Source organism: Mycobacterium colombiense (genome assembly GCF_001953985.1).
GTDB lineage: Bacteria > Actinomycetota > Actinomycetes > Mycobacteriales > Mycobacteriaceae > Mycobacterium > Mycobacterium colombiense_B.
In genome coordinates, this window is record NZ_MBEI01000008.1 from 43,101 (window position 1) to 66,779 (window position 23,679).

20 protein-coding genes are annotated in these 23,679 nt (G+C 68.5%); 5 read left to right on the forward strand and 15 right to left on the reverse strand.

Annotated features, from left to right (window positions below):
- Positions 1–13 precede the first annotated feature (13 nt).
- From A5732_RS01850 to A5732_RS01870, 5 genes are all read right to left on the reverse strand, one after another.
- Complete coding sequence (locus A5732_RS01850) at positions 14–904, reverse strand: oxygenase MpaB family protein (protein ID WP_076100291.1); 891 nt, start codon at positions 902–904, stop codon at positions 14–16.
- A gap of 335 nt (positions 905–1,239) precedes the next feature.
- The gene (locus A5732_RS01855; protein ID WP_076100293.1) at positions 1,240–3,303 is read right to left on the reverse strand and encodes a substrate-binding domain-containing protein; all 2,064 of its coding nucleotides are present in this window, start codon (positions 3,301–3,303) and stop codon (positions 1,240–1,242) included.
- 100 nt (positions 3,304–3,403) lie between these two features.
- Positions 3,404–5,599 carry a malate synthase G gene (locus tag A5732_RS01860; RefSeq protein WP_076100296.1) on the reverse strand — a complete coding sequence of 732 codons (2,196 nt, stop codon included), beginning with the start codon at positions 5,597–5,599 and terminating at the stop codon, positions 3,404–3,406.
- 279 nt (positions 5,600–5,878) lie between these two features.
- Positions 5,879–6,919: a hemolysin family protein gene (locus tag A5732_RS01865; protein WP_076050598.1), complete on the reverse strand. Its 1,041-nt coding sequence runs from the start codon at positions 6,917–6,919 to the stop codon at positions 5,879–5,881.
- Complete coding sequence (locus A5732_RS01870; RefSeq protein WP_076100299.1) at positions 6,916–8,286, reverse strand: hemolysin family protein; 1,371 nt, start codon at positions 8,284–8,286, stop codon at positions 6,916–6,918. Before A5732_RS01870 ends, A5732_RS01865 begins: the two co-directional genes overlap by 4 nt.
- A 321-nt stretch (positions 8,287–8,607) precedes the next feature.
- Between A5732_RS01870 and A5732_RS01875 the strand changes: the two genes are divergently transcribed.
- Positions 8,608–9,225, forward strand: coding sequence for a GNAT family N-acetyltransferase (locus tag A5732_RS01875; protein ID WP_076050600.1), 618 nt, complete (start codon positions 8,608–8,610; stop codon positions 9,223–9,225).
- Here the strand turns inward: A5732_RS01875 and mbtN are convergent.
- The 7 genes from mbtN to A5732_RS01910 form a co-directional block, all read right to left on the reverse strand.
- The gene (mbtN, locus tag A5732_RS01880) at positions 9,192–10,361 is read right to left on the reverse strand and encodes a mycobactin biosynthesis acyl-ACP dehydrogenase MbtN (RefSeq protein WP_171974941.1); all 1,170 of its coding nucleotides are present in this window, start codon (positions 10,359–10,361) and stop codon (positions 9,192–9,194) included. The two genes, A5732_RS01875 and mbtN, sit on opposite strands and share 34 nt — an antisense overlap.
- A 15-nt stretch (positions 10,362–10,376) precedes the next feature.
- The gene (gene mbtM / locus A5732_RS01885) at positions 10,377–11,942 is read right to left on the reverse strand and encodes a long-chain-fatty acid--ACP ligase MbtM (protein ID WP_076100304.1); all 1,566 of its coding nucleotides are present in this window, start codon (positions 11,940–11,942) and stop codon (positions 10,377–10,379) included.
- Positions 11,935–12,210, reverse strand: coding sequence for an acyl carrier protein (locus tag A5732_RS01890; protein ID WP_065052900.1), 276 nt, complete (start codon positions 12,208–12,210; stop codon positions 11,935–11,937). The genes mbtM and A5732_RS01890 overlap by 8 nt, the downstream gene beginning before the upstream one ends.
- A gap of 53 nt (positions 12,211–12,263) precedes the next feature.
- Positions 12,264–13,700, reverse strand: coding sequence for a GuaB1 family IMP dehydrogenase-related protein (locus tag A5732_RS01895; RefSeq protein WP_076050604.1), 1,437 nt, complete (start codon positions 13,698–13,700; stop codon positions 12,264–12,266).
- 48 nt (positions 13,701–13,748) lie between these two features.
- Positions 13,749–15,218, reverse strand: coding sequence for an NADP-dependent phosphogluconate dehydrogenase (gene gndA, locus A5732_RS01900; protein WP_076100306.1), 1,470 nt, complete (start codon positions 15,216–15,218; stop codon positions 13,749–13,751).
- Between the two features lie 100 nt (positions 15,219–15,318).
- A complete protein-coding gene (locus A5732_RS01905; RefSeq protein WP_076050606.1) occupies positions 15,319–16,269 on the reverse strand; it encodes a M56 family metallopeptidase in 951 nt (316 codons plus the stop codon).
- Between the two features lie 14 nt (positions 16,270–16,283).
- On the reverse strand, positions 16,284–16,703 hold the full coding sequence (locus A5732_RS01910; RefSeq protein WP_064881047.1) for a BlaI/MecI/CopY family transcriptional regulator: 420 nt from the start codon (positions 16,701–16,703) through the stop codon (positions 16,284–16,286).
- A 317-nt stretch (positions 16,704–17,020) separates the two neighbouring features.
- Here A5732_RS01910 and A5732_RS01915 point away from each other — a divergent pair, with 317 nt between their 5' ends.
- Positions 17,021–17,449: a PaaI family thioesterase gene (locus A5732_RS01915; protein WP_371915846.1), complete on the forward strand. Its 429-nt coding sequence runs from the start codon at positions 17,021–17,023 to the stop codon at positions 17,447–17,449.
- A gap of 66 nt (positions 17,450–17,515) precedes the next feature.
- Here the strand turns inward: A5732_RS01915 and A5732_RS01920 are convergent, their stop codons facing one another.
- The 3 genes from A5732_RS01920 to A5732_RS01930 all read right to left on the reverse strand — a co-directional run bounded on the left by A5732_RS01920 (position 17,516) and on the right by A5732_RS01930 (position 20,736).
- A complete protein-coding gene (locus A5732_RS01920) occupies positions 17,516–18,901 on the reverse strand; it encodes an NAD(P)/FAD-dependent oxidoreductase (protein WP_065052888.1) in 1,386 nt (461 codons plus the stop codon).
- A 187-nt stretch (positions 18,902–19,088) separates the two neighbouring features.
- Entirely contained in the window at positions 19,089–20,006 is a 918-nt protein-coding gene (locus A5732_RS01925; protein WP_076100308.1) for an LLM class F420-dependent oxidoreductase, read from the reverse strand.
- Positions 20,007–20,058: 52 nt separating this feature from the next.
- Positions 20,059–20,736: an SDR family oxidoreductase gene (locus A5732_RS01930; RefSeq protein WP_076050607.1), complete on the reverse strand. Its 678-nt coding sequence runs from the start codon at positions 20,734–20,736 to the stop codon at positions 20,059–20,061.
- Between the two features lie 182 nt (positions 20,737–20,918).
- Here A5732_RS01930 and modA point away from each other — a divergent pair, with 182 nt between their 5' ends.
- The 3 genes from modA to A5732_RS01945 are packed head-to-tail and all read left to right on the forward strand — an operon-like array spanning position 20,919 to position 23,601.
- Positions 20,919–21,698 carry a molybdate ABC transporter substrate-binding protein gene (gene modA, locus A5732_RS01935; protein WP_076050608.1) on the forward strand — a complete coding sequence of 260 codons (780 nt, stop codon included), beginning with the start codon at positions 20,919–20,921 and terminating at the stop codon, positions 21,696–21,698.
- An 8-nt stretch (positions 21,699–21,706) separates the two neighbouring features.
- Positions 21,707–22,501 (forward strand): ABC transporter permease, encoded by a 795-nt coding sequence (locus A5732_RS01940; protein WP_076100311.1) that lies wholly within the window; start codon positions 21,707–21,709, stop codon positions 22,499–22,501.
- On the forward strand, positions 22,498–23,601 hold the full coding sequence (locus tag A5732_RS01945) for a sulfate/molybdate ABC transporter ATP-binding protein (protein ID WP_076100314.1): 1,104 nt from the start codon (positions 22,498–22,500) through the stop codon (positions 23,599–23,601). The genes A5732_RS01940 and A5732_RS01945 overlap by 4 nt, the downstream gene beginning before the upstream one ends.
- The last annotated feature ends 78 nt before the right edge of the window (positions 23,602–23,679 follow it).

A 23,679-nucleotide genomic window follows, 5' to 3' on the forward strand; every position in this document is an offset into this window, starting at 1 on the left:
GCCAGAGTTCGGGTCACACCACGGTTGCCCCGGTGATGTGGCGCAACCGCATGTCCCAGACCACCGCCTGCACACCCAGCCGCATCAGGAACCGCGGCGTGAACAGGTCCAGCACCCCGAGAACACGCTGCCAGCGGTCGAACCGGCGTTGCTGCGCGTCCGACCAGCCGAATCCGAGCTTGTCGCGCAGTTGTGCGGGCAGATAGCCCAGCGTCATGAACAGGTTCCAGCCGCCGAACAGCGCCGGGATGGGCGTGGGCAGGAAGTTCAGCCGCGCGATGCCGATCAGATAGCGGCGCATCCGTTCGTCGAAGTCGAGTCGGTCGAGTTGCTGCTGCCAGTACCGGTCAGCGGCAGCCCGATCGGCCGGCCACATTTCGGGCGGCACCTGCAGTGTGGTCGCGAACACCGACGCGGCCCGGTGAATCGTTTCCGGGTCGTGGCGGGATCGCCCGCCCCGCAACCTGCGGGTGTCCTCGAAGACCGCGGCCATGCAGGACGCCACCCAAAGCTGTAACGCGGGGTCGAACGCGTTGTAGCGCACCGGGCTTTGCGGACCGGACCGCACCGGGACGTGTGCGGCGTTGACCGCTTCCCGATACACTTTGCGATCCTTGGCATTTCCGGCGATGGCCACCGCAATGTAGGTGAACGTTGTGCGGGCCCGTTTGAACGGGTGCTTGTGCAGGTTGCCGCTGTCGACCTTGCTCTCCATCACACCATAGGCCACGCCCGCATTCGCCAGCTGCATCACGACATTCGCCGCACCGTACGCCGGGGTCAGCCAGGGTGACATCTCCTCGGCCAGAAACGAGGTGTTTACCGAATCGCTGTCGGCCCGCTCGGCGCGCCGATCCGGCGGGGTGGCCGGGAGTTCGGGATCAGTGGGTAGCGGATGGGCCACGTCGCCGCCTTCCTGGATCGACCTCGGACGGGTTCGGGTGCGTGTCCGCTGCGCCGCCAGCGGATGTCTCGAACACGTCCCCACAGTCCCCACGCCTGATAGAAATCGGGGTGATTTCTATCGTTGAGTCTGGCACAGACCGCCGCCGTTCGATAGAGACGGCGAGAGATTCGGTCGGGACCGGTGTGGCAGCCATGCCTTTCGCCGAGTCCGACCTGCGCGTTCCGCGAGCGCCCGGCGCCACCGGAGCCGGTATCGCCGGTAGGCGAACGCGAACTATCTATCACGGACCGCGGCGGCCCCGTGCCCACGCCGGGCGGGGCCGACTCGCGCCGTCAGCTCAGAAAGGCGTTGATCGCCGACGCGAGATCGGGTGACGCCGACGTCGCGAGATTCTGGTAGCTACCGCCGCTGAGCTGGGCTACCGCTTCCCAGGTGCTGCGGTCCGGGTCGGCTCCGAAGTCGATGACGTTCACGGCGATGGGTTTGGCCGAATCGGCGCTCTTGCGGATGAAGTCCTGCAGCCCCGGCCCGTCCAGTGTCTGGTCGGTGTGCGGTCCCGCGGTGATCAACAGGATCGAATTCGTCTGTCCCGCATGGTAGTTGGTCTGCATATCCTGGTAGAGCATCCGCAGCGTGGTGAAGGACACGGCGCCGCCCCCCGACGAGTACTGCTTGTCCAGCGCGGTGGCCAGCGCCGCCGAACGCGGCTGGCCGTTGACGGCGTCGGACAGCGGCCCGCTCGCCACCTCGGAGCGACCCTCGTGGCCGTCGAACGTCCACAGCCCGACTACCGCGGTGCCGGGCAGCGCCTTGATCTTGTCCTGCAGCGCGCCGATCACGTTGGCCAGCCGGGATTTTCCGCCTTCCTGGCCGGGCATCGACTGGTCGAGCATGATGGTCGTGGCCTGCCCGCTCGACGGGCTCGCCATCGCCTCGGCGAGGGTGGCGCGGATCGGCTCATCGCCCACCGACACCGCGGCCGGCAGCGCCGGGAAGTTGGTGACCGGACTGCTGGGCGGTTTGACCCCGTTGACGCGGAAGCCGGCCTTCGCCAGCTTGGCCAGCTGATCGGACTTATGCATGAAACGCGAGAACTCGCTGGCCGCCGAGGCCTGTTCCCGGCTGAGCCAGGAACCACTGAGCAGCACGGTGGGGTAGTCGGCCACCGCGGCGGAGCCGGGTGGCAGCCAGAACCCCAAGGCGCCGTTGGCGTCTGGCAACGATTGGCCGCGCCGGAACAGCTGCTGCTCGGTGGTGACGACCGCGTGGACGGGGGCGGTCGCGGGGTCGCCGGGCTTCAGCAGCGTGTTCATCGCCTCGTTAAGCGAGTTGTCGGCCAGCTTGGGTTGTCCGCTCAGCAGGCTGCGCACCGCGCCGGTACCCTGCGTCACCGGCGCGCCGGGCGGTACCGACGCGGTCGCCACCGCCTCGCCGGCCAGGAACGATGCGTCCCCGTTGCCGTTCATCGGCAGCGCCAGCCGCAGCGAGCCCCACGCGGGTAAGTTCAACCCGGCCAACGCATTCGGGTTGTTTTGCAGTCCGGGCAGCGCCGCCCAGTTCTGGTTGGACAGGGCCGGGGCGAGTTGCGGGCGGATGGCCAGCACCACCGGCGAGGTGACCAGCGAATGGCTCTCGGTGACGGTCTTCTGGGCCGTCGCCCCGGCGAGCCGCGCGGCCGAGATCGAGCTGCCCGGAATCCACAGCGCCGGCTGGCCGCCCAGTTCCGCGGGCCATTTGCCGATGAAGCCGTTCAGCACGGCGTCGGAGTTGGCCGGCTTGACGCTCACCACCATGCAGTGGTCGCCGATCGGCCCGGCGGATTTGTTGTAGCTTTCCGCGAGTTGCTGAACGGAATCGGCGATCGACGGGTCTGCGACGACGGCCACCGTCTCCTGGCCGCCCGAGCAGCGGCCCGCCGCCGTGTGCGATCGCTTGGACAGCGCGTCACCGAAGAAGCTCCATAGGATCACCGATCCGACCACGACGACGACCGCGACCAGCGCCACGATCACGCCGATGCTGACGCCGCGAGGGCCGCCGTCGCTGCGATGACCACCCAGCCGATCGGCGAGCCCACGATGCCCGCCCCGGAAGAGCGACGGTGTCGAGGCCGGCGGCTCCGCGCTCGACGCGGCGGCCGGCCGCGACGGAAACTCCGGGTAGTCGTCAGCGGCGCTGTCTACGAACGAATCCTCGGCCGCGTAGGGATCGTCGTCGGGATACCGACGTTCGCGGGAGTAATAACCCTCGTCCGAGTAGAGGTCGGCTTCCTCGTCGCGGCCGGCCTCCAGGTGGCGGCGTCCCGCCTCATCACCTCGAGACGGCTCGTCGACGACGTCGTCGCGAGATGGCTCGTCGAGGAAGTCGTCAGGGTCGGGCGCACTGTGCCTACCCATAGCAGTGCCCGCGGCCTTTCCGTCGATCCATCGTTAACTCGGCGCCGATTTTAATCATCGCCGGCACTATTACACGTACGAACCCGATTTGAGCGCAGGCTCAATTCGACTGCGCGGCGTGTGCCTTAACCTCACGCCGACGGCGATGCAGGATCGGCTCGGTGTAACCGTTGGGTTGCTGCGTTCCGGTCAAAATCAGATCCTGTGCGGCGAGGAAGGCCAGGCTGTCGTCGAAGTTCGGTGCCATCGGCAGGTACGCCGCGTCCTTGGCGTTCTGTTCGTCGACCAGCGGTGCCATCCGCTCCAGGCTGGCCCGCACGTCCTCCTCGGTGATCACGCCGTGGCGCAGCCAGTTGGCCAGCAGCTGGCTCGAAATCCGCAGCGTGGCACGGTCTTCCATCAGCGCGACGTCGTGAATGTCGGGCACCTTCGAGCAGCCGACGCCCTGCGCGACCCAGCGCACCACGTAGCCCAGGATGGACTGGCAGTTGTTGTCGACCTCTTCGCGGATCTCCTCGGGAGCCCAGGCCAGCTCCTTGGCCAGCGGGATGGTCAGCAACTCCTCGATCTTGGTGCGCTTCTTGCCGGCGAGCTCCTCCTGCACGGCGCCCACGTCGACGTAGTGGTAGTGCATCGCGTGCAGGGTGGCCGCCGTCGGCGAGGGCACCCACGCGGTGGTCGCGCCCGCCTTCGGCTGGCCGATCTTCTGCTCGACCATGTCGGCCATCAGCTCGGTCATCGCCCACATGCCCTTACCGATCTGGGCCTTGCCCTTGAAGCCGGCCGCCAGGCCGATGTCGACGTTGGCATCCTCGTAGGCCTTGATCCACGCGGTGCTCTTCATCGCACCCTTGCGGATCATCGGCCCGGCCTCCATCGAGGTGTGGATTTCGTCGCCGGTGCGGTCCAGGAAGCCGGTGTTGATGAACACGACCCGGTCGGCCGCGGCCTTGATGCAGGCCTTGAGGTTGACGGTGGTGCGCCGCTCCTCGTCCATGATGCCGACCTTGAGGGTGCCCTGGGGCAGGCCGAGGACGTCTTCGACGCGGCTGAACAGCTCGCAGGTGTAGGCGACCTCGTCGGGCCCGTGCATCTTGGGCTTGACGATGTAGATGGACCCGGTGCGGCTGTTGGCCAGCGGGCCGTTCGCGTCCCCGGTCTTGAGCCCGTGGATCGCGGTCAGGCCGGTGAACAGCGCATCCATGATGCCCTCGAACACCTCGTTGCCCTCGGCGTCGACGATCGCGTCGTTGGTCATCAGGTGACCGACGTTGCGGACGAACAGCAGGCTGCGGCCGGGCAGAACCAGTTCGCCCTCGCCGTCGGGTGTGCTGTAGGTGCGGTCCTCGTTGAGCACCCGAGTGAAGCTCTTGCCGTCCTTGGAGACCTCTTCGGACAGATCGCCCTTGTTCAGCCCGAGCCAGTTGCGGTAGCCCAGCACCTTGTCGTCGGCGTCGACGGCGGCCACCGAGTCCTCGAAGTCCATGATCGTGGTGATGGCCGATTCCAGGACCACGTCCTTGATGCCCGCGGAGTCGGTCTTGCCGATCGGCGATTCCGGGTCGATCAGGATCTCGATGTGCAGGCCGTGGTTGACCAGCAACACCGACCAGTTGGGGGAACCGAGCTCGCCGGTGTAACCGGCGAACTTCTCCGGGTCGGCCAGGCCGACGGAGCCGTCGGCGGTCGTGATCTTGAGCCGTGCGTCGTCGACGGACAGGCCCGTCGCGTCGGCCCACGAACCGGATTCCAGCGGCACGGCCTCGTCGAGGAACTTCCGCGCGTAGGCGATCACCTTGTCGCCGCGGACCTTGTTGTAGCTGGTGCCCTTTTCGGCGCCGTCACTCTCGGGGATGACGTCGGTGCCGTACAGGGCGTCGTAGAGCGAGCCCCACCGGGCGTTGGCGGCGTTCAGCGCGAACCGGGCGTTGAGCACCGGCACCACCAGCTGCGGGCCGGCGGTCGTGGTGATCTCGTCGTCCACACCGGAGGTGGTGATGGTGAAGTCCGCGGGTTCGGGTTGCAGATAACCGATTTCGGTCAGGAACTGGCGGTACTCGTCGATGTCGAGCGGCGCGATGACGCGGCTGCGGTGCCACTTGTCGATCTGGGCCTGCAGCTCGTCGCGGCGGCGTAGCAAGTCCTGGTTCTTGGGGGTGAGGTCGGTGACCACCTTGTCGACGCCCGCCCAGAAGCTGTCCGGGTCGATGTCGGTGCCGGGCAAGGCCTCGTTGTTCACGAAGTCGTAGAGCACTCGGGCGACGCGCAAGTTCCCCGCCGACACGCGATCAGTCATGATTCTCCTCCGTCATGGGCCGCACCGGACCATCGTCGGGCCAGATTGGCAATGTCATAAGCCTACCGAGCGCAGCATGGTGAGCGTTATCACCCGACTCGCCACAGCAGGTCAGGAAGCGCTGACAGCCCCAAGAACGACGCTGCGGCGAGCATCGGGATCTGTTTCCAGCAACGCATGTTCCGCGTGCCAACGGCCGTTGCCCTCCAGCACTTTCTTAACTGGTAGCCGTGAAAGATCATACGGGCAGCGCAGAGGCGTCCCGGCCGGCCAGTGCCGCTACGCGTCGCGCATGGTGCCGACGAGGTCTTCAACCAGGTCTTCCATGGCCACCATGGCCACCACCGCCCCGATTTCGTCGGTCACCAACGCCAGATGGCTGTTGCTGCGGCGCATCCGGGACAGGGCATCGGCCAGCGCCAGCGACCGGGACAGCCGCGGCAGCGGGCGCACCTTCGCCAGATCGATCACCGTCTGCGGATCGTCGCCGAGCGTCAGCACGTCTTTGATGTGCAGATACCCGAGGAAGACGCCGCCGACGCTGGCCACCGGGAACCGCGAGTAACCGGTCTGGGCCAGGGCCTGCTCGACCGCCCCGACCGTGGGGCCCGAGCCCGCCGCGGCGACCGGTACCGCGTGCACGCGGGCGAGGGGCACCGCCACGTCACCGACCACGCGGTGGCGAATTTGCAGTGCCCGGGTGAGCCGGGTGCGTTCCTCGCGGTCCAGCAAGCCCTCGGACTCCGATTCGGCGATCATCTCGCTGAGCTCGACGGGGGAGACTGTGATCTCCAGCTCGTCCTTGGGTTCGACGCCGAACGCGCGGACCACCAGGTTGGCGCACTTGTTGTAGAACACGATGAACGGCCGCGCGGCCCGCACGTAGGCCAGATACGGCGGGACGAGCAACATCGCGGTGCGTTCCGGTCCGGCCAGCGCGATGTTCTTCGGCACCATCTCGCCCAGCAGCACGTGCAGCGTCACCACGATGGCCAGCGCGATCGCGAACGACAATGTGTGCAGCAACGTCGGGTGAATTCCGGTGAGCCCCAGCGCGGTTCGCAGCAGATTGGACACCGCCGACTCGCCGATCCGCCCGAGCAGCAGGGACGCGGCCGTGACGCCCAACTGGGCACCGGCCAGCATGGACGGCAGCTGCTCCCCGGCCCGGATCACCGTGACCGCGGCCGCCTTGCCCTGTTCGGCGAGCGCCTCGAGGCGGTCGCGGCGCGCCGAGATCAGCGAGAACTCCGCCCCGACGAAGAACGCGTTGACCCCGATCAACAGGACGGCCAACAGCAGGCCCATGGTGTCGCTCATCGGTGCACCCCGGTCGCGGGGACGTCACCGTGACTGCTCAGTTCGATCAGCTCGAGCAGGTCGATTCGGCGGCCATCCATCCGGATCACCGTTGCCTGCCAACGCGTCACCGGGTCCTGTAGGCCGTCGGAGTCCAGCGCGGGCAGCTTGACCGTGTCGCCGGCCACCGGGATGTGACCGATCTCGCGCAGCACCAGCCCGCCGATGGTCTCGTAGGGGCCTTCGGGCGCCCGAAAGCCGGTGGCGGCGGCCACCTCGTCGATGCGCAGCAGGCCCGAGACCCGCCAGCCGGAGCCGGCGGGCACCACGTCCGGAGTCGCATCGTCGTGCTCGTCGCGGACGCCGCCGACGATTTCCTCGATCAGGTCCTCGACGGTCACCATGCCGGCGGTGCCGCCGTATTCGTCGACGACCAGCGCGGTTTGCAGGTTGTTTGCCCGGATCTCGGCCATCACCGCGTCGCCGTCCAGGGTTGATGGCACGTTCGGAACGGGTTGGGCCACCGTGATCAGCCGCGTGCGGGCGCGTTCGGTCCGCGGGATGGCGAACACCTGCTTGACGTGCACGATGCCGACCGTCTCGTCGAGGTCGCCGTCGACGATCGGGAAGCGGGAGAATCCGGACTCGGCGGCCGCGGTCACCAGGTCGGCGACCGTGTCGTCGGTCTGCAGGGCCACGATCTTGGACCGCGGCGTCATCAGCTCCTCGGCGCTCAGGGCGCCGAACTGCAACGAGCGCCGCACCAGGGCCGCCGTCGCGGCGTCCAGCGAGCCGCTGCGCGCCGACGAACGCACCAGCGACAACAGCTCCTGGGGGGACCGGGCCGAGCGCAGCTCCTCGGCCGGTTCGACGCCGAGCCGGCGCACGATCCAGTTCGCCGCCCCGTTGGTCAACCGGATCGCCGGGGTGAGCAGCAGCGAGAACAACAGCTGGGCGCTCACGACGGCACGGGCCGTCGACAGCGGGCGCGCCACCGCCAGGTACTTGGGAACCAGCTCGCCGAACACCATCGACACCGATGTCACGATCACCAGCACCAGGAAGGCCATGATCGCGTCGCCGACCTTGTCGGGTATGCCGATCGCATCCAGCCACGGGTGCGGCAGGTCCTGCACCATCGGATCGGTCAGGTAACCGGCCGCCAGCGTGGTGATCGAGATACCCAACTGGGCGCCCGACAGTTGAAACGACAGCCGCTGGTGCGCGTGACGGATCCAGCGGTCGCGGCGCCCGCCGCCACGCGCGTTGGCCTCGACGGCGCTGCGGTCCAGGGTGGTCAGCGAGAACTCCGCGGCGACGAAGACGGCGTTGCCGAAGATGAGCACCGCGATCGACACAATGCTGATCACGGTGACGGTGACGTTCATGAACGACGCGGCCGGCCGGCCGAGGGGAAAGGCGTGACGAGCGGAGACGGCGCGGAAGGAGGCTCCGCATCGGGCGATTCGGCTGACGGCCCGTGCGCCCGCAAGCCGTTGGCTGGCACGGGTGCCTGCGGCACGTCGATCCTTTCACTGCCTGGTGGCTGAGCGGTCGCGGTTGCGTCCGTCTTTGCTGTCATATGCTAGCCCGGGTCGCGGCCGCACGGCGCTGCCCAACCCCGGCCAGGGGGTCGCCCGGCCGAATTCGGCGGATTCCCCGGGCCGACTAAAGTATGGCTAACCTTACTCAGGTACGCTCTGCGCACTATGCCCGACGCTCAGACGCCGTCCATTCAGGTCCTCCCGCGCGAACGCTTCGACATTCCCGACGAGGTGGCGCGCATTCCCCGCCCACCGGTTCCCACCCTCGATCCACCGTTCGGCATGCGCGTGGCGCAGCTCGAGGACGTGGACATGGTCACCGAGTGGATGAACCGCCCGCATTTGGCGCAGGCGTGGGAATACGACTGGCCGGCGCCCCGTTGGCGCCAGCACCTCAGCGCCCAGCTGGACGGGACCTATTCGCTCCCGCTGCTCGGCAGCATGGGAGGCACACCGCGCGCCTACCTCGAACTCTATTGGGGCGCAAAGGATCTGATCTCTCACTACTATGACGCCGAGCCCTACGACCTGGGGCTGCACGCCGCCATCGCCGACCTTAACCTGGTGAACCGCGGCCTGGGCCCCATGCTGTTGCCCCGGATCGTGGCCAGCGTCTTCTCGACCGAGCCGCGGTGCCGGCGGATCATGTTCGACCCCGATCACCGCAACGCCACCGCGCGCCGGCTGTGCGAGTACGCCGGATGCAAGTTCCTCGGCGAGTACGACACGACGAATCGGCGCATGGCGCTCTACGCGCTGGAGGCGCCGATCACGGATTCGTAGCCGCCGTAGTCGGGCGCCATCCCGGCGGCCACCAGCTCCCACAGCACCTCGTCGGTGCCGCCACCGACGCGGGCCAGCTTCATGTCGCGCCACCAGGAGCCCAGCGGTGACTCATCGACCAGATATCCCGACCCGCCGAAGATGTGCATGCACTCCGAGATCACTTCCTCGCCGAGGCGGGCGGCGGTCACCTTGATGCCCGCGGCCGCGCGCAGGTCCAGCCGGCCCTGGGCCGCAAGGCCGTTCAGCCCGTGCCGCAGCAGATCGACGCGCGCCTGCAGATCCGCCATCCGCAGCCGCAACGCCTGGTGCTCGAACAGCGTGTGGCCGAATTGCCGACGAGTCATCATGCGGGCCAGTGTGATTCCGATCGCCCGCTGGCACGACGCGGCGATCTGCCCGGCGATCGACATGCGTTCATGCGCCAGCCCCCAGCTGATCGCGGCGAGACCGGTGCCGGCGCGGGCGACCAGGGCGTCGGCGGGCACCCAGGTATCGATGTGCACGGCGGCGGTGTCCAGCGGGCCGGCGCCGACCTTGTTGTAGGGCCGCTGCACGCTGACCTGCGCGGTCGGCACCGCGATCAGCGCGACGTGGCCGTGTCTGCTGTTCGAGTCGTCATCGACGCTGCGCGCCACCACCATGATGTGATCGGCGATGGGAGACAGCGACACGAACTTCTTGATTCCGCGGACATCGAAACCGCCGTTCCGAGAGGAGATCTCGGTGCGAACGATCTGCAGATCCGAGCCGCCCGACTCTTCGGAGGCCCCGATGCACAGCACGGCCTGGCCGCGGATCGCCCGCTCGCAGATCTCCTTCAGGTAATCCGACTTGCCGAATCGGCGCAGCACCGAGATGGCCGAGTCGTGCAGGCTGACGCCGACCCCGATGCCCGCCGACGACAGCCGGCCCAGCGCGAGCGCGAGTTCCACCAGCTTGGCCACGTCGGGCAGCGGCCGGGTGCCCCACTTCCGGCTGAACACCCCGCGGGCACCCAGGTGCTCGATCAGCTCACGCGGAAAGCGTTGTTGCGCTTCGGCTTCGGCCGTCCACGCCAGGACTTGGTCGTCGAACGCGCCGGCGAGCAGCTCCCGGTAGTCGTCGAGGGTGGTGTCGGATGTCGAGGTCGTCACCGCTGTTATCGTCACTTAGTCCACCGCCTCCAAGGAACGCCGGACTTCCAGCCGGCGGAGTTTGCCCGAGGACGTCCGGGGCAGCGACCCCGGCGCCATGAAGATCACGTCGGACGGAACGACGCCGCACACGGACGCGACGCGCGCAATGACCTCGGCGCTGGCGCCGGCCTGATCTGCGCCGCGGAATTCGGCGGCGACGATCAGGCCGGGGCGCGCGGAACGCTCACCGGTGGCCAGCGCCACCACGGCGCCCTCGCGCACTCCGCGGACCCCGGCGGCGGCCGTCTCGATCTCGGTCGGGAAGATGTTGCGGCCCGCGATGGTGATGAGCTCCTTGGCCCGGCCGCACACTACGAGGCCACCCTCGTCGAAGAAGCCGAGATCGCCGGTGGGAAACCAGCCCTGGCGGTCGACGGGTGAGTGACCCAGATAGCCGTCCATCATCGACGCGCCCCGGATCTCGATCTCACCGATCCCGTCCCGCGCGTCGTCGCGCGGCGAGATCCGGATCTCTGTCCCCGGAATCGGCTCGCCCAGCACCGCGTGGCGATGCGACCCCGTCTCGTCGGTGCCGCTGGCGAAGCGCAGCCCGGTGCCAGGGGCCGGCACGGTCACGGCACAGGTCGACTCGGCCAGCCCGTAGGACGGGGTGGCGGCGCCGGCGTCGAATCCGAACGGGGCCATCGCGTCGGCGAAGCGCTGGTATCCCTCGCAGTCGACCGGTTCTCCGCCGTTGATCGCCACCCGCAGCGCGCCGAGGTCGACGTCGGATACCCGGCGGGCATACCTGCCCAGCAGGTTGTAGGCGAAGTTGGGCGCCGCGGTGATCGTCGCGCGGCTTTCCGAGAGCCACCCCAGCCAGCGAAACGGCGAGGCGGTGAAAGCCGCTGTGGGAGCCAGCCATACCGACATTCCGCCCAGCGCCGAGGCGAGCAAGAACGACAGGCCCATGTCGTGGTACAGCGGCAGCCACGAACAGCCGACGTCCGCCGGCGTCACGGCGAGGCGCGCGTTGAGCCCGCGCAGGTTGGCCAGCACCGCGCCCGGCGCGAGCATGGCCGTCTTGGGTGAGCCGGTGGAGCCCGCCGTGCCCTGCAGGATCGCCGGGTTACCGGCGTCGGTCGTAAAGGCCGCTCCCGCGCGACCCGGATGTGCCGCCGCGGCAAGGTTTTCGACGACCATGTCGCCGAGTCCGGATGGATCCAGCGCCTGCAATCCGTCCAGGTGCGCGCCATGGCTCAGGACGGTGCGCACACCGATCCCGCTGAAGCGGGTCAGCGTCGACTCGGCCCACTGCCTGCCGTCGGCGCCGCGCACCGGCCCGGGCAGGATCGACACGCCGGCGCCCGCGAGCCACGCGCCCTGGATGGCGGCGACGAACTCGAGTGTCGGTTCGCCGACGAGGCCCACCGCGGCCGGGCGCCCGCGGTCCAGCAGCCACCCGGCGATGTTTTCGGCCAGCCCGTGCACTTCCGGCCAGGGGTGGTGGCCCCACCTCGACGTCTCGCGGTCGAAGACAACCAGTTCGCTGGTGCCCGTGCGCATCGCGTCCGTCAGCGCCGCGGCCAGTTCACTCATCGCGAGGTTTCGCGGCGATCGCGGCCTGCAGGTCGCCGACCGTGTCGCAGTTCAACAGCTCCTCTTCGGACAGGGACACGCCCAGCCGCTCTTCGATCGCCACCATGCCCACGGCGAAGGCGACCGAATCCAGTCCGACGTCGTCGACGAGCCGGGCATCCGGCGTCACGCGCGACGGGTCGACGTTCAGGTCGTCGCGCAGGATGCTCAGCAGCTCGGCGGCGACCGGAGAAGGGGAAGTCGAAGAAGTGGGGGAAGAGGAAGTCATGGCGCAGAACGTTAGCAGCCTGACTTAGGCAAGGCTAGCCTTACTGCCGCGTGTCACCAGCCCTGTGGCAGCGGATGCCCCTCGGCGAAGCCGGCGGTCGATTGCACGCCGACCACGACCCGGTCGTACAGTTGCGCCAGGTTGGCCGCGCCGACATAGGTGCAGGTGCTGCGCACGCCCGAGGTGATGTGGTCGAGCAGATCCTCGACACCGCCGCGGGCCGGATCCAGCCCCATCCGGGACGTCGAAATGCCCTCCTCGAACAGCGCCTTGCGGGCCCGATCGAACGCGGTGTCCGCCCCGGTGCGCGCGACCACCGCCCGCTTGGAGGCCATGCCGTAGCTCTCCTTGTACGGCTGGTCCTCGCGGTCGCGCATCAGGTCGCCGGGCGACTCGTACGTGCCGGCGAACCACGACCCGATCATCACGTTAGACGCCCCGGCGGCCAGCGCCAGCGCCACGTCCCGGGGATGCCGGACGCCGCCGTCGGCCCACACGTGTCCACCCAATTCCCGTGCTGCCGAAGCGCATTCGACGACAGCCGAGAATTGGGGGCGGCCTACGCCGGTCATCATCCGGGTGGTGCACATCGCGCCCGGTCCGACGCCGACCTTGACGATGTCCGCCCCGGCGCCCAGCAGGTCCCGGGTGCCCTCCGCCGAGACGACGTTGCCCGCCGCCAGCGGCACGCCCAGCTCCAGCGCCGTGACCGTCCGGATCGCCTCGATCGTCTTGACCTGGTGCCCGTGCGCCGTGTCGATGACCAGCAGATCGATCCCGGCCTCGACAAGCGACCGCGCCTTGGCCCCGACGTCGCCGTTGATGCCGACGGCCGCGCCTATCCGCAGCCGGCCCCGCGCGTCGACGGCCGGGGTGTACAGGCCCGCGCGGATGGCGCCGGTGCGGGTCAGCACGCCGGCCAGCGTGCCGTCGGCGTTCGTCATGACCGCGACACCGATGGGTGACTGCTCGAGCAGGTCAAAGACCTTGCGCGGCTCGGTTCCCACCGGGGCGGTGACGAAGTCGGTCATCGCGACGTCGCGCACGCGGGTGAAGCGATCCACGCCCAGGCACGACGATTCGCTCACCAGGCCCAGCGGACGGCCCTCGAAGGTGACCACCGCGACACCGTGCGCCCGCTTGTGGATCAGGGCCGTCGCGTCGGACACCGAGTCGTCGGGCCCGAGCACCACCGGGGTGTCGAGAACCAGGTCGCGGCTCTTGACGAACTCGACCGTCTGCTGCACCGCGGTGATCGGCAGATCCTGCGGCAAGATGACGAGTCCGCCACGGCGCGCGACGGTTTCGGCCATCCGCCGGCCCGCCACCGCGGTCATGTTGGCGACGACGACCGGGATCGTGGTGCCCGAGCCGTCACCGGTGGACAGGTCGACGTCAAAGCGCGACGCGACCTCCGAGCGGTTCGGCATCACGAACACGTCGTTGTACGTCAGGTCGTATGCGGGTCGGTGCCCGTCGAGAAACCTCATCGCAGTCGCCCCACCAACTCAAGCCCCCTTCACTCTGGTATCGCCCGGCTACGCGGGCACTTCGGAGCGGTCTCCGCTCCACAGTGTGTGGAAGCGCTTGCCCGGGTCGTCATCGATGCGCCCGTAGGTGTGTGCGCCGAAGAAGTCGCGCAAGCCCTGCGTGAGTGCCGCCGGCAGCCGCTCGGTGCGCAGCGCGTCGTAATAGGACAGCGCGGAGGCGAAGCCGGGGATCGGGATGCCGAGCTCGGTGGCCTTCACCACGACGCGACGCCAGCTGTCGATGGATTCCTCGATGGCACTGCGGAAATAGGGCGCGACGATCAGGGTCGGCAGGTCGGGATTCTCGTCGAACGCCTCCTTGATCCGGTTGAGGAACTTCGCCCGGATGATGCACCCGCCGCGCCATATCGTCGCCATGTCGCCGGGCGTGATGCCCCAGTCGTACTCGGCGCTGCCGGCCTGGATCTGGTTGAAGCCCTGCGCGTAGGCGACGATCTTCGACGCGTACAGGGCCTTGCTCACGTCGTCGATGAACTGCGTTGCGTCGCTTGGCTTCTCGCCGAGCCGGCCGGAGGCCAGGCCGGTGGTGGCCTTGCGCTGGGCGACCGAGCCGGACAGCGCGCGGGCGAACACCGCCTCGGCGATACCGGTCACCGGCACACCGAGATCGAGGGCCGACTTCACGGTCCAGCGCCCCGTGCCCTTCTGCTCGGCCTCGTCGAGGATGAGGTCGACCAGCGGCTTGCCGGTTTTGGCGTCGGTCTGGCGCAGCACCTGCGCGGTGATCTCGATCAGGAAGCTGTCCAGGTCGCCCTTGTTCCACTCGGCGAACACGTCGGCGATCTCGGGAGCGGTCTTGCCCAGGCCGTCGCGCAACAACTGGTAGGCCTCGCCGATCAGCTGCATGTCGGAGTACTCGATGCCGTTGTGCACCATCTTGACGAAATGACCGGCGCCGTCGGGGCCGATGTGGGTGCAGCACGGCACGCCGTCGACGTGCGCGGAGATCTCCTCGAGCAGCGGGCCGAGCGACTTGTACGACTCGGCCGGGCCGCCGGGCATGATCGACGGGCCGTTGAGCGCGCCCTCCTCACCGCCGGAGATGCCTGCGCCGACGAAGTGCAGGCCCCGCTCGCGGATCGCCTTCTCGCGGCGGATGGTGTCGGTGTAGAGCGCGTTGCCGCCGTCGATGATGATGTCGCCGGATTCCATGGCGTCGGCGAGCTCGTTGATGACGGCGTCGGTGGGGTCACCCGCCTTGACCATGATGATCACCCGTCGCGGCTTCTCCAGCGCGTCCAGAAATTCCTCGATCGTCTCGGAGCGGACGAAGTTGCCGTCGTCGCCGTGCTCCTTGAGCAGCGCATCGGTTTTGGCGATCGAGCGGTTGTGCAGCGCCACGGTGTAGCCGTGCCGGGCGAAGTTGCGGGCGAGGTTTGAACCCATCACGGCCAGGCCCGTGACGCCGATCTGCGCGGTGCCGGTCTTGGAGCTGGAGCGGGCATCCGACGAACTCATGTTTTCGCCTCTCAATGTGGACAACTTTTCCGAAAAGCTTTCGGTGACACTGTGGCACAGCGAACAGTCGGGCGCCCGGGGTGATCGGCCCCCGGCTGCGTCAGAGGTTGAACAAGCGTTCCAGCTCGGTGAGCCACGGGACGGCCAGCGCGACGGTGGGCACCACGAACACCGCGGCCGCGGCCAGGTATGCGGCCGCCGACAGCAGCGGGCTGTTGCCACGTCCACCCAGCCGGCGCACCCTGACCACCGTGCTGGGGCCGCTGGCCGCGAGTGCACCCGACGGGGCCAGCCCCGATGCGCACGCGACCAGCGCCCGGGCCAGGGGAGCGCGACCCGCGGCGCGGACCGCCGCATCGTCGGCGAGCAACTCGACCAGGAGCTGGACCGCACCGAGCGCGTTGGCGCTGCGGACCAGCCGCGGGAATGCGGCGTGCACCGCTGTGAAGGCCTCCAGCACCAGGTCGTGTCGCGCGCGCAGGTGGGCGCGCTCGTGGGTGAGAATCGCCTCGACCTCGGCGTCGGCGAGCGTGGTCAGCGTTCCCTCGCTGACCACCACCCGGCTGCGCACGCCGGGCAGGCAGTAGGCGAGCGGCTGCGCCACGTCGAGCACGCGCAGATCGCGCGTGCGGGCGCGGGGCTGGGACAGCGCCGCGCCGTGGCCGACTCCGACCAGGTCGACGACCATGCGGTGGTGGGCCCGTCGTTTCCGGTTGGCGATGGCCACCCGGACCACCGCGACCATCAATCGGGCGCCGACCAGCACGGTCAGGGCGAAAACGCTGACGTAGACCGTCCACAGCGGCCAGCCGAGGCGGTCGGCGGCGCCGACGATGCTGGTCGTGGGGCGCCCGTCGCGGCCGGGCATCAGCAACCGGGTGGCGATCGCGATGCCGGCGCTGAACGCCGACAGCACCGCGGCCAGCGCGACGGCTTGCCAGAGCACCATGGCGGCGCGGGGAGCGCGCAGCGGCCAGCGCGCGCGTGCCAACATCGCCGGCACCGGGCCGGTCAGTAGCACCGCGAGAATGGTGAAAGCCAGCGCGGACACATAGTTAGTGTCCCTCAGCCCTCCGGTGGAGCGCCAGCAGATGGGGAGTTGTTGCGTTGATTGGCTTCCAGTTCGGCGAGTGCGCGCCGCAGCGCCTCCGCCTCGTCGGCGCCGACGCGTTCGACGAAGTGCACCAGCGCGGCCTGACGGCCGCCGGAATCCTCGGCCTGGGCCAGCGCGTCCACCATGAGTCCGGCGACCAGTTCGTCGCGACCGTGCACCGGTGCGTACCGGTGCGCCCGGTCGTCGCGGATCTGGGAGACCAGGTTCTTCTTGGCCAGCCGTTGCAGGACGGTCATGATCGTGGTGTAGGCCAGGTCGCGCTGTGCCGATAACGCCTCATGGACCTGGCGAACGGTCTGAGGCTCGGGCGTGGACCACAGGTGGTCCATGACGGCCCGTTCTAGATCCCCCAGCCGTGTCAGTTTGGCCATAGTTCGTTCATCTCCTGAGCGTCGAATCAAGCGTACTCCGGCTTACTACCGACGGTCGTACGAAAGCCTGACAAATCGCTGTGTCGGCCACCGCGCGCCCCCGCCGCGAACAAGAAGAACAATACCCCTTGCAAAGTTAGGGCAGCCTTGCCTATTCTGATCGAGTCGAGCGATAACGGACCGTGTGAGAGTCCTGAGGGCTGCAGCGACCCCCGGTCTACTCGATCGGCGAGCCCCGTGCCTTCGAGGCGCGGGGCTCAGCCGTTTTCCGGCCCAGAATCCGCCGCGACGTCGTGCCGGGGCCATGGTGTAGACACATGGACGTGCCAGAGCCGCAGAAAACGATCCTCCCGCCGGACTTCGCCGCACCGTTCGACCGCGAAATCGGGCTGCAATTCACCGAACTCAGCCCCGACGGTGCCCGCGCCCAGCTCGAGGTCACGCCCAAGCTGCTGCAGCCGATGGGTTTGGTTCACGGTGGCGTTTACTGCTCGATGATCGAGAGCATGGCCAGCGTCGCCGCCTACACGTGGCTGGCCACCCGCGGCGGCGGAAACGTGGTGGGCGTCAACAACAACACCGACTTTTTGCGCTCCATCGGCTCGGGCATGGTGTACGGCACCGTCGAGCCGATCCACCGCGGGCGAAGCCAGCAATTGTGGTTGGTCACCATCACCGACAGCGACGACCGGATCGTCGCCCGCGGTCAGGTGCGGCTGCAGAACCTCGAGGTTCGCGAGGGCTGATCAGGCTCGACCAGCGATGAAATGCGTTGTCGCGCACCCTCATCCGAGGGAGTCAGCGGCGATCGGCTAGCTGGCCCGCCTGGCCGCCGGCCGCTTGGCCTCCGCGGCGACCACTGCCAGCTGCTCGAGCCGGGTCCGGGCGAACGCCTGCTGCTCGGTGATCGTCAGCTGGCCGCGCCGGGTGCTCAGGAACGTCACCGTCCAGGACAGCAGCGTGCTGATCTTGGTCTTGAACCCGACCAGGTAGACCAGGTGCAGCACCAGCCAGGCGAACCAGGCGAACAGGCCGCTGAATTCGAGGGGGCCGATCTTGGCCACCGCGGAGAACCGCGACACCGTGGCCATGGAGCCCTTGTCGAAGTACTGGAACGGCTCCCGGTCGGCCGGGTTGGCGCCGCCGAGTTCGGCCTTGATGGCGCTCGCGACGTACTTGGCGCCCTGAATCGCCCCCTGCGCCACCCCTGGCACGCCTTCCACGGCGGCCAGGTCGCCGATGACGAACACGTTCGGGTGGCCGGGGACCGACAGGTCGGGCAGCACCTTGACGCGGCCGGCCCGGTCCAGTTCGACCGACGACTGATCGGCGAGGTCGCGCCCCAGCGGGCTGGCTGACACGCCGGCGGACCACACCTTGCAGGCCGACTCGATGCGCCGGACGGTGCCGTCGGAATCCTTCACGGTGATGCCGTTGCGATCGACGTCGGTGACCATCGCACCCAGTTGGATTTCTACGCCCATCTTCTCCAGCCGGGCCGCCGCGCGCTGACCCAGCTTGTCGCCGAACGGCGGCAGCACGGCGGGCGCGGCATCGAGCAGAATCACCCGCGCCTTCGTCGAGTCGATGTGCCGGAACGAGCCCCTCAAGGTGTCCTTCGCCAATTCCGCTATCTGCCCGGCCATTTCGACGCCGGTGGGCCCGGCCCCGATCACGGTGAACGTCAGCAGCTTGGCTCTCCGCTCCGGATCGCGCGACCGCTCGGCCTGTTCGAACGCGCTGAGGATGCGCCCTCGCACCTCGAGGGCGTCGTCGATCGACTTCATGCCGGGCGCGAATTCGGCGAAATGGTCGTTGCCGAAATACGACTGGCCGGCGCCGGCGGCGATGATCAGGCTGTCGTAGGGAGTGTCGTAGGTGTGTCCGAGCAAATCGGACACCACGAACTTGCCCTCCAGATCGATGTGAGTGACGTCCCCGAGCAGCACCTGAACGTTGCGCTGCCTGCGCAGCACGACCCGGGTCGGCGGCGCGATATCGCCTTCGGACACAATGCCCGTCGCCACTTGGTACAGCAGCGGCTGGAAGAGGTGGTGCGTCGTCCGCGCGATCAGTTTGATGTCAACGTTGGCGTGCTTGAGTTTCTTCGCCGCGTTCAGTCCACCGAACCCGGAGCCGATGATGACCACCTGATGACGGCGCTCCGGTCCAGCTGTGGTACCTGGCTGGGGGCTCATGTTTCCGCTGCTCCTGACGGGGGGCTTCTGGACGCGCGACTGCGATTAGCCACCACGCTAGTCAGGCGGATACCCGCAAACCTAGCTGGCAACATGTGTAATCAAACACATCGCCTGTATCACTGCTGGTCGTCGAGCGTGATACTCGTCATGTCCGCCCGGCCGGTCCGCTGAGGCGCCGAAATGCCTACAGCCCCACGAGCGGACGCAGCGCCGCGCCGGCCGCCTCGATGACGCCGGGCGTATAGAAGGGCAGGTTGATGATCACGCCGCCGATGCCCGCATCGATCACCTTTGACTTGATCTGATCGGCGACCGAATCCGGCGTGCCGACCACCATGCGCTGCGTCATCTCGGCGGGAATCTGGTCGAGGCTCGCGTTTTCGTCGATCAGCACCGTGGTCAGCGTGCTGGTTTCCAGGCTGGCGGGGTCGCGGCCCACGTCGTCACAGGCCCGTCGCACCGCGTCCAGCTTGCGCGGCAGCTCGTCGAAACCCGCAATCACGTTGAGGTGGTCGAAATGCCGTGCTGCGAGCGGGATTGTCTTCTTCTCGCCGCTGCCACCGATCATCAGCGGAATGTGGTCCCGGAAGCGGGGATTGGCGAACGCCTCGCTGGTTTGGTACCACTTGCCCGAGAAGGTGGCGCGCTCGCCCTTGAGCATCGGCAGGATGATCTCCAGGGCCTCGTCGAGCCGGTTGAACCTGTCGGTGAAGGTGCCGAATTCGAAGCCCAGCTGTTCGTGCTCGAGCTGGAACCATCCGGTGCCGATCCCCAGGATCGCCCGGCCCTGGCTCACCACGTCGAGCGTGGTAATGGTCTTCGCGAGCAGGGACGGGTTGCGGTACGTGTTGCCGGTTACCAAGGTGCCCAGCTGCACCCGCTCGGTGGCGGTGGCCAGTGCCGCCAGGGCGGTGTACGCCTCCAGCATCGGCTGATCCGGCGATCCCAGCATCGGCAGTTGGTAGAAGTGGTCCATCACGAAAACCGAGTCGAATCCGGCGGATTCGGCCTCGCGGGCCTGGGCGATGACCGTTGGGAAGAGTTGCTCAACCCCGGTGCCGTAGGAGAAGTTGGGAATCTGCAGACCGAGTCGAATAGCCACGAGATTTACCGTAGCGATCCGCCCCGCCCGGGAGAAGGGTGCGCGCTACGCCTCAGGCGAAACGAGCCAACGCGCCGTGGCTCACGTGCAGCGTCTGGCCGGTGATGTGGCGCGCCGCCGACGTGGTCAGGAACAACGCCAACCGGGCGGCCTCCGCGGCCACCGGCGCCGGGCTGCGGGACAGCCCGTCATAGCCGGCCTCGGCGCTGCGTCCACTCGCCACCACGTTGACCGTGATTCCGCGGGTGCCGAAAATGCCCGCCTGCCCGGCGGTCCAGTTCGACAGCGTGGCCTTGATGGCGGCGTCGGCGCTGCCCGCCGGCGGGTTCTCGGGCACCAGGCTGATGATGGAGCCGCCCGAGCGCAGGTGATCGCCCACGGCCTGCACGGTCAACACTGCCGAAAGCACCGTCGCGTCAAGGGCATTGCGCCAGGCGTTCGCCGTGTCGGCGATCGAATAGGTGCGCGGATCGCCGGCGTCCCAGGTTGGGGCCGGCACGTTGACGATGGTGTCCAGGTGATGCGGGAAGAGGGGACGGGCCTCTTCGAGGCTGGCCGGGTCGGTGGTGTCGCAGACGATCGCCTCGACCTCGAGCTCCTTGGCGGCGATCTCCACATCGCTCTTGCGTGCGCCCACGAGGGTCACCTTGTGGCCGTCATCGCGGAAGCTCTCGGCTACCGTGCGCCCCAGGTCCGTGTCTCCGCCGGTAACCAGCACCTCCACTGCCATGCCCTCCTCGTGTTCACGCGCGTTATGGCATCAATTCCCACATATGTTACTGGACAGTAGCTAGTCGGCGAAACTTTCGCCGGCGCGACGCGCGGATCATTTGCGTAACTATTCGGCCGCCACTTTCTTGCGGCGATTCAAGCGCCGAGCGGACCGCATCATCGGCGGGCTAGGGTGCATCCATGCGTCGGATCGGGATCCTGGCCGCTGTAATTTCGACCGTGCTGATGGCGGGCCTGATCGGGTGCGGTTCCAAGTCGCCCTCTTCGCAGACATCGTCGACATCCGGCGGCAAGGTCATGGTGTTCGCCGCGGCCTCGCTCAAGCCGTCGTTCACCCAGATCAGCCAGCGGTTCAAGGACCAGAATCCGGGCGTCGGCGTCGACTTCGAGTTCGCCGGCTCCTCCGACCTGGCGACCCAGCTGACGCAGGGCGCCACGGCCGACGTGTTCGCCTCGGCCGACACCGCGCAGATGGATACCGTCAGCAAGGCCGGCCTGCTGAACGGCAACCCGACGAACTTCGCGTCGAACACCCTGGTCATCGTCACCGCGCCGGGCAACCCGAAGAAGATCGGTTCCTTCGCCGACCTGGCCAGGCCCGGCCTCAACGTGGTGACCTGCCAGCAGCCGGTGCCGTGCGGGGCGGCGACCCACCGCGTCGAGGACAGCACCGGGGTGCGCCTCAACCCGGTCAGCGAGGAACTCAGCGTGACGGACGCCCTCAACAAGGTCACCAGCGGGCAGGCCGACGCCGCGCTGGTCTACGTCACCGACGCCAGGTCCGCCGGCAGCAAGGTCGCGACCGTGAACTTCCCGGAGGCCGCCGGCGCGGTGAACGTCTATCCCATCGGCGTGCTGAAGAAGGCGCCGCTCGCCGCGCAGGCGCAGAAGTTCGTCGACCTGGTGACCTCACCGACCGGGCAGCAGATCCTGGCCCAGGCCGGCTTCGCGAAACCCTGACGCCGCCCATGCACCGGCCGACGGATCTGCCCCGCTGGGTGTATGTCCCCGCGGCGGTGGGCACCATCTTCGTGGTGCTGCCGTTGCTGGCCATCGCGGTCAAGGTCGACTGGCCGCATTTCGGATCGCTGATCGGCAGCCGGTCGTCGCGGACGGCGTTGTTGCTGAGCCTGAAGACCGCCGCCGCCAGCACGGCGCTGTGCCTGGTGTTGGGGGTGCCGATGGCGCTGGTGCTGGCGCGCAGCACGGCGCGCGTGATCCGGTTGCTGCGGCCACTGATCCTGCTCCCGCTGGTGCTGCCGCCCGTGGTGGGCGGAATCGCGTTGCTGTACGCGTTCGGCCGGCTCGGACTGCTCGGCCGGTACCTGGAAGCCGCCGGTGTGAGCATCGCGTTCAGCACCACCGCCGTGGTGCTGGCACAGACGTTCGTCTCGCTGCCGTTTCTGGTGATTTCGCTGGAGGGCGCCGCGCGCACCGCGGGGGCCGACTTCGAGCTGGTGGCCGCGACGTTGGGGGCGCGCCCGAGCGTCGTCTGGTGGCGCGTCACCCTGCCGCTGCTGTTGCCGGGCGTGCTGTCGGGGGCGGTGCTGGCCTTCGCCCGCTCGCTGGGCGAATTCGGCGCGACGCTGACGTTCGCCGGATCCCGTCAGGGGGTGACCCGCACGCTGCCGCTGGAGATCTATCTGCAACGGGTGACCGACGCCAATGCCGCTGTGGCGCTGTCGATCCTGTTGGTGGTGGTGGCGGCCCTGGTGGTCTTGGGCCTGGGCACTCGCCGGCTGACCGGAACCGGGCAGCCGTGAGCGAACTGCGGCTGCGCGCGGCCGTCGCCGACCGCCATGTGGACGTGGAGTTCTCCGTGTCCGCGGGTGAGGTGCTCGCGGTGCTCGGCCCCAACGGCGCGGGCAAATCGACCGTCCTGCATGTCATCGCGGGGCTACTTCGTCCGGACGAGGGGGTGGTGCGGCTGGGGGACCGGGTCTTGACCGACACCGCGGCCGGGATAAACGTGGCGACGCACGACCGCCGGGTCGGGCTGCTGCTGCAGGACGCGTTGCTGTTCCCGCACATGAGCGTTGCCGCCAATGTCGCGTTCGGACCGCACAGTCGGCGCGCGAGGTGGCGCCCGGCGCGCGCCGCCCAGGCGGCGACCGCGCTGCGCTGGCTGCGCGAGGTCGATGCCGAACGCTTCGCCGACCGGAAACCGCGGCAGCTGTCCGGCGGGCAGGCCCAGCGGGTCGCGATCGCCCGGGCGCTGGCGGCCGAACCCGACGTGTTGCTGCTCGACGAACCGCTGGCCGGGCTCGACGTCGCTGCGGCCGCGGCGATCCGGGCGGTGTTGCGCAAGGTCATCACCCGCATCCGTTGCGCCGCGATCCTGGTCACCCACGACCTGCTGGACGTGTTCACCCTGGCCGATCGCGTCCTGGTGCTGGAATCCGGCACGATCGCCGAAATCGGCCCGGTGCCCGCGGTTCTCACCGCGCCCCGCAGTCACTTCGCGGCCCGCATCGCGGGCATCAACCTGGTGAACGGAACCGTCGACCGTGACGGCTCGCTGCGCGCGGAGTCCGGCGACCGCTGGCATGCGGCGCCGGGAGAGAGCGGCGAAACGGTCTCGCCGGACCAGCATGCGATCGCGGTGTTCCCGCCAACGGCGGTGGCCGTCTATCGCGACCGCCCGCATGGCAGCCCCCGCAACACCGTTGAGGTCACCGTGGCCGAGATGGACGTCCGCGGGGCGGCCGTGTGGGTGCGCGCCGCGCAGCAACCCGACGGGGCCCCGGGCGTCGCCGCGGAGATCACCGTCGACGCCGCGTCTGAGCTGCAATTGGTGCCCGGGGATCGAGTGTGGTTCTCGGTCAAGGCCCACGAGGTGGCGCTGTATCCCGCCGCGCGGTGAGCCGCCGGGTGCCGGCGTCATGCCGCCGGCAAGATTGCACATTGGCAACATCGGTAAATCCCCACAGCATTAGTCCGC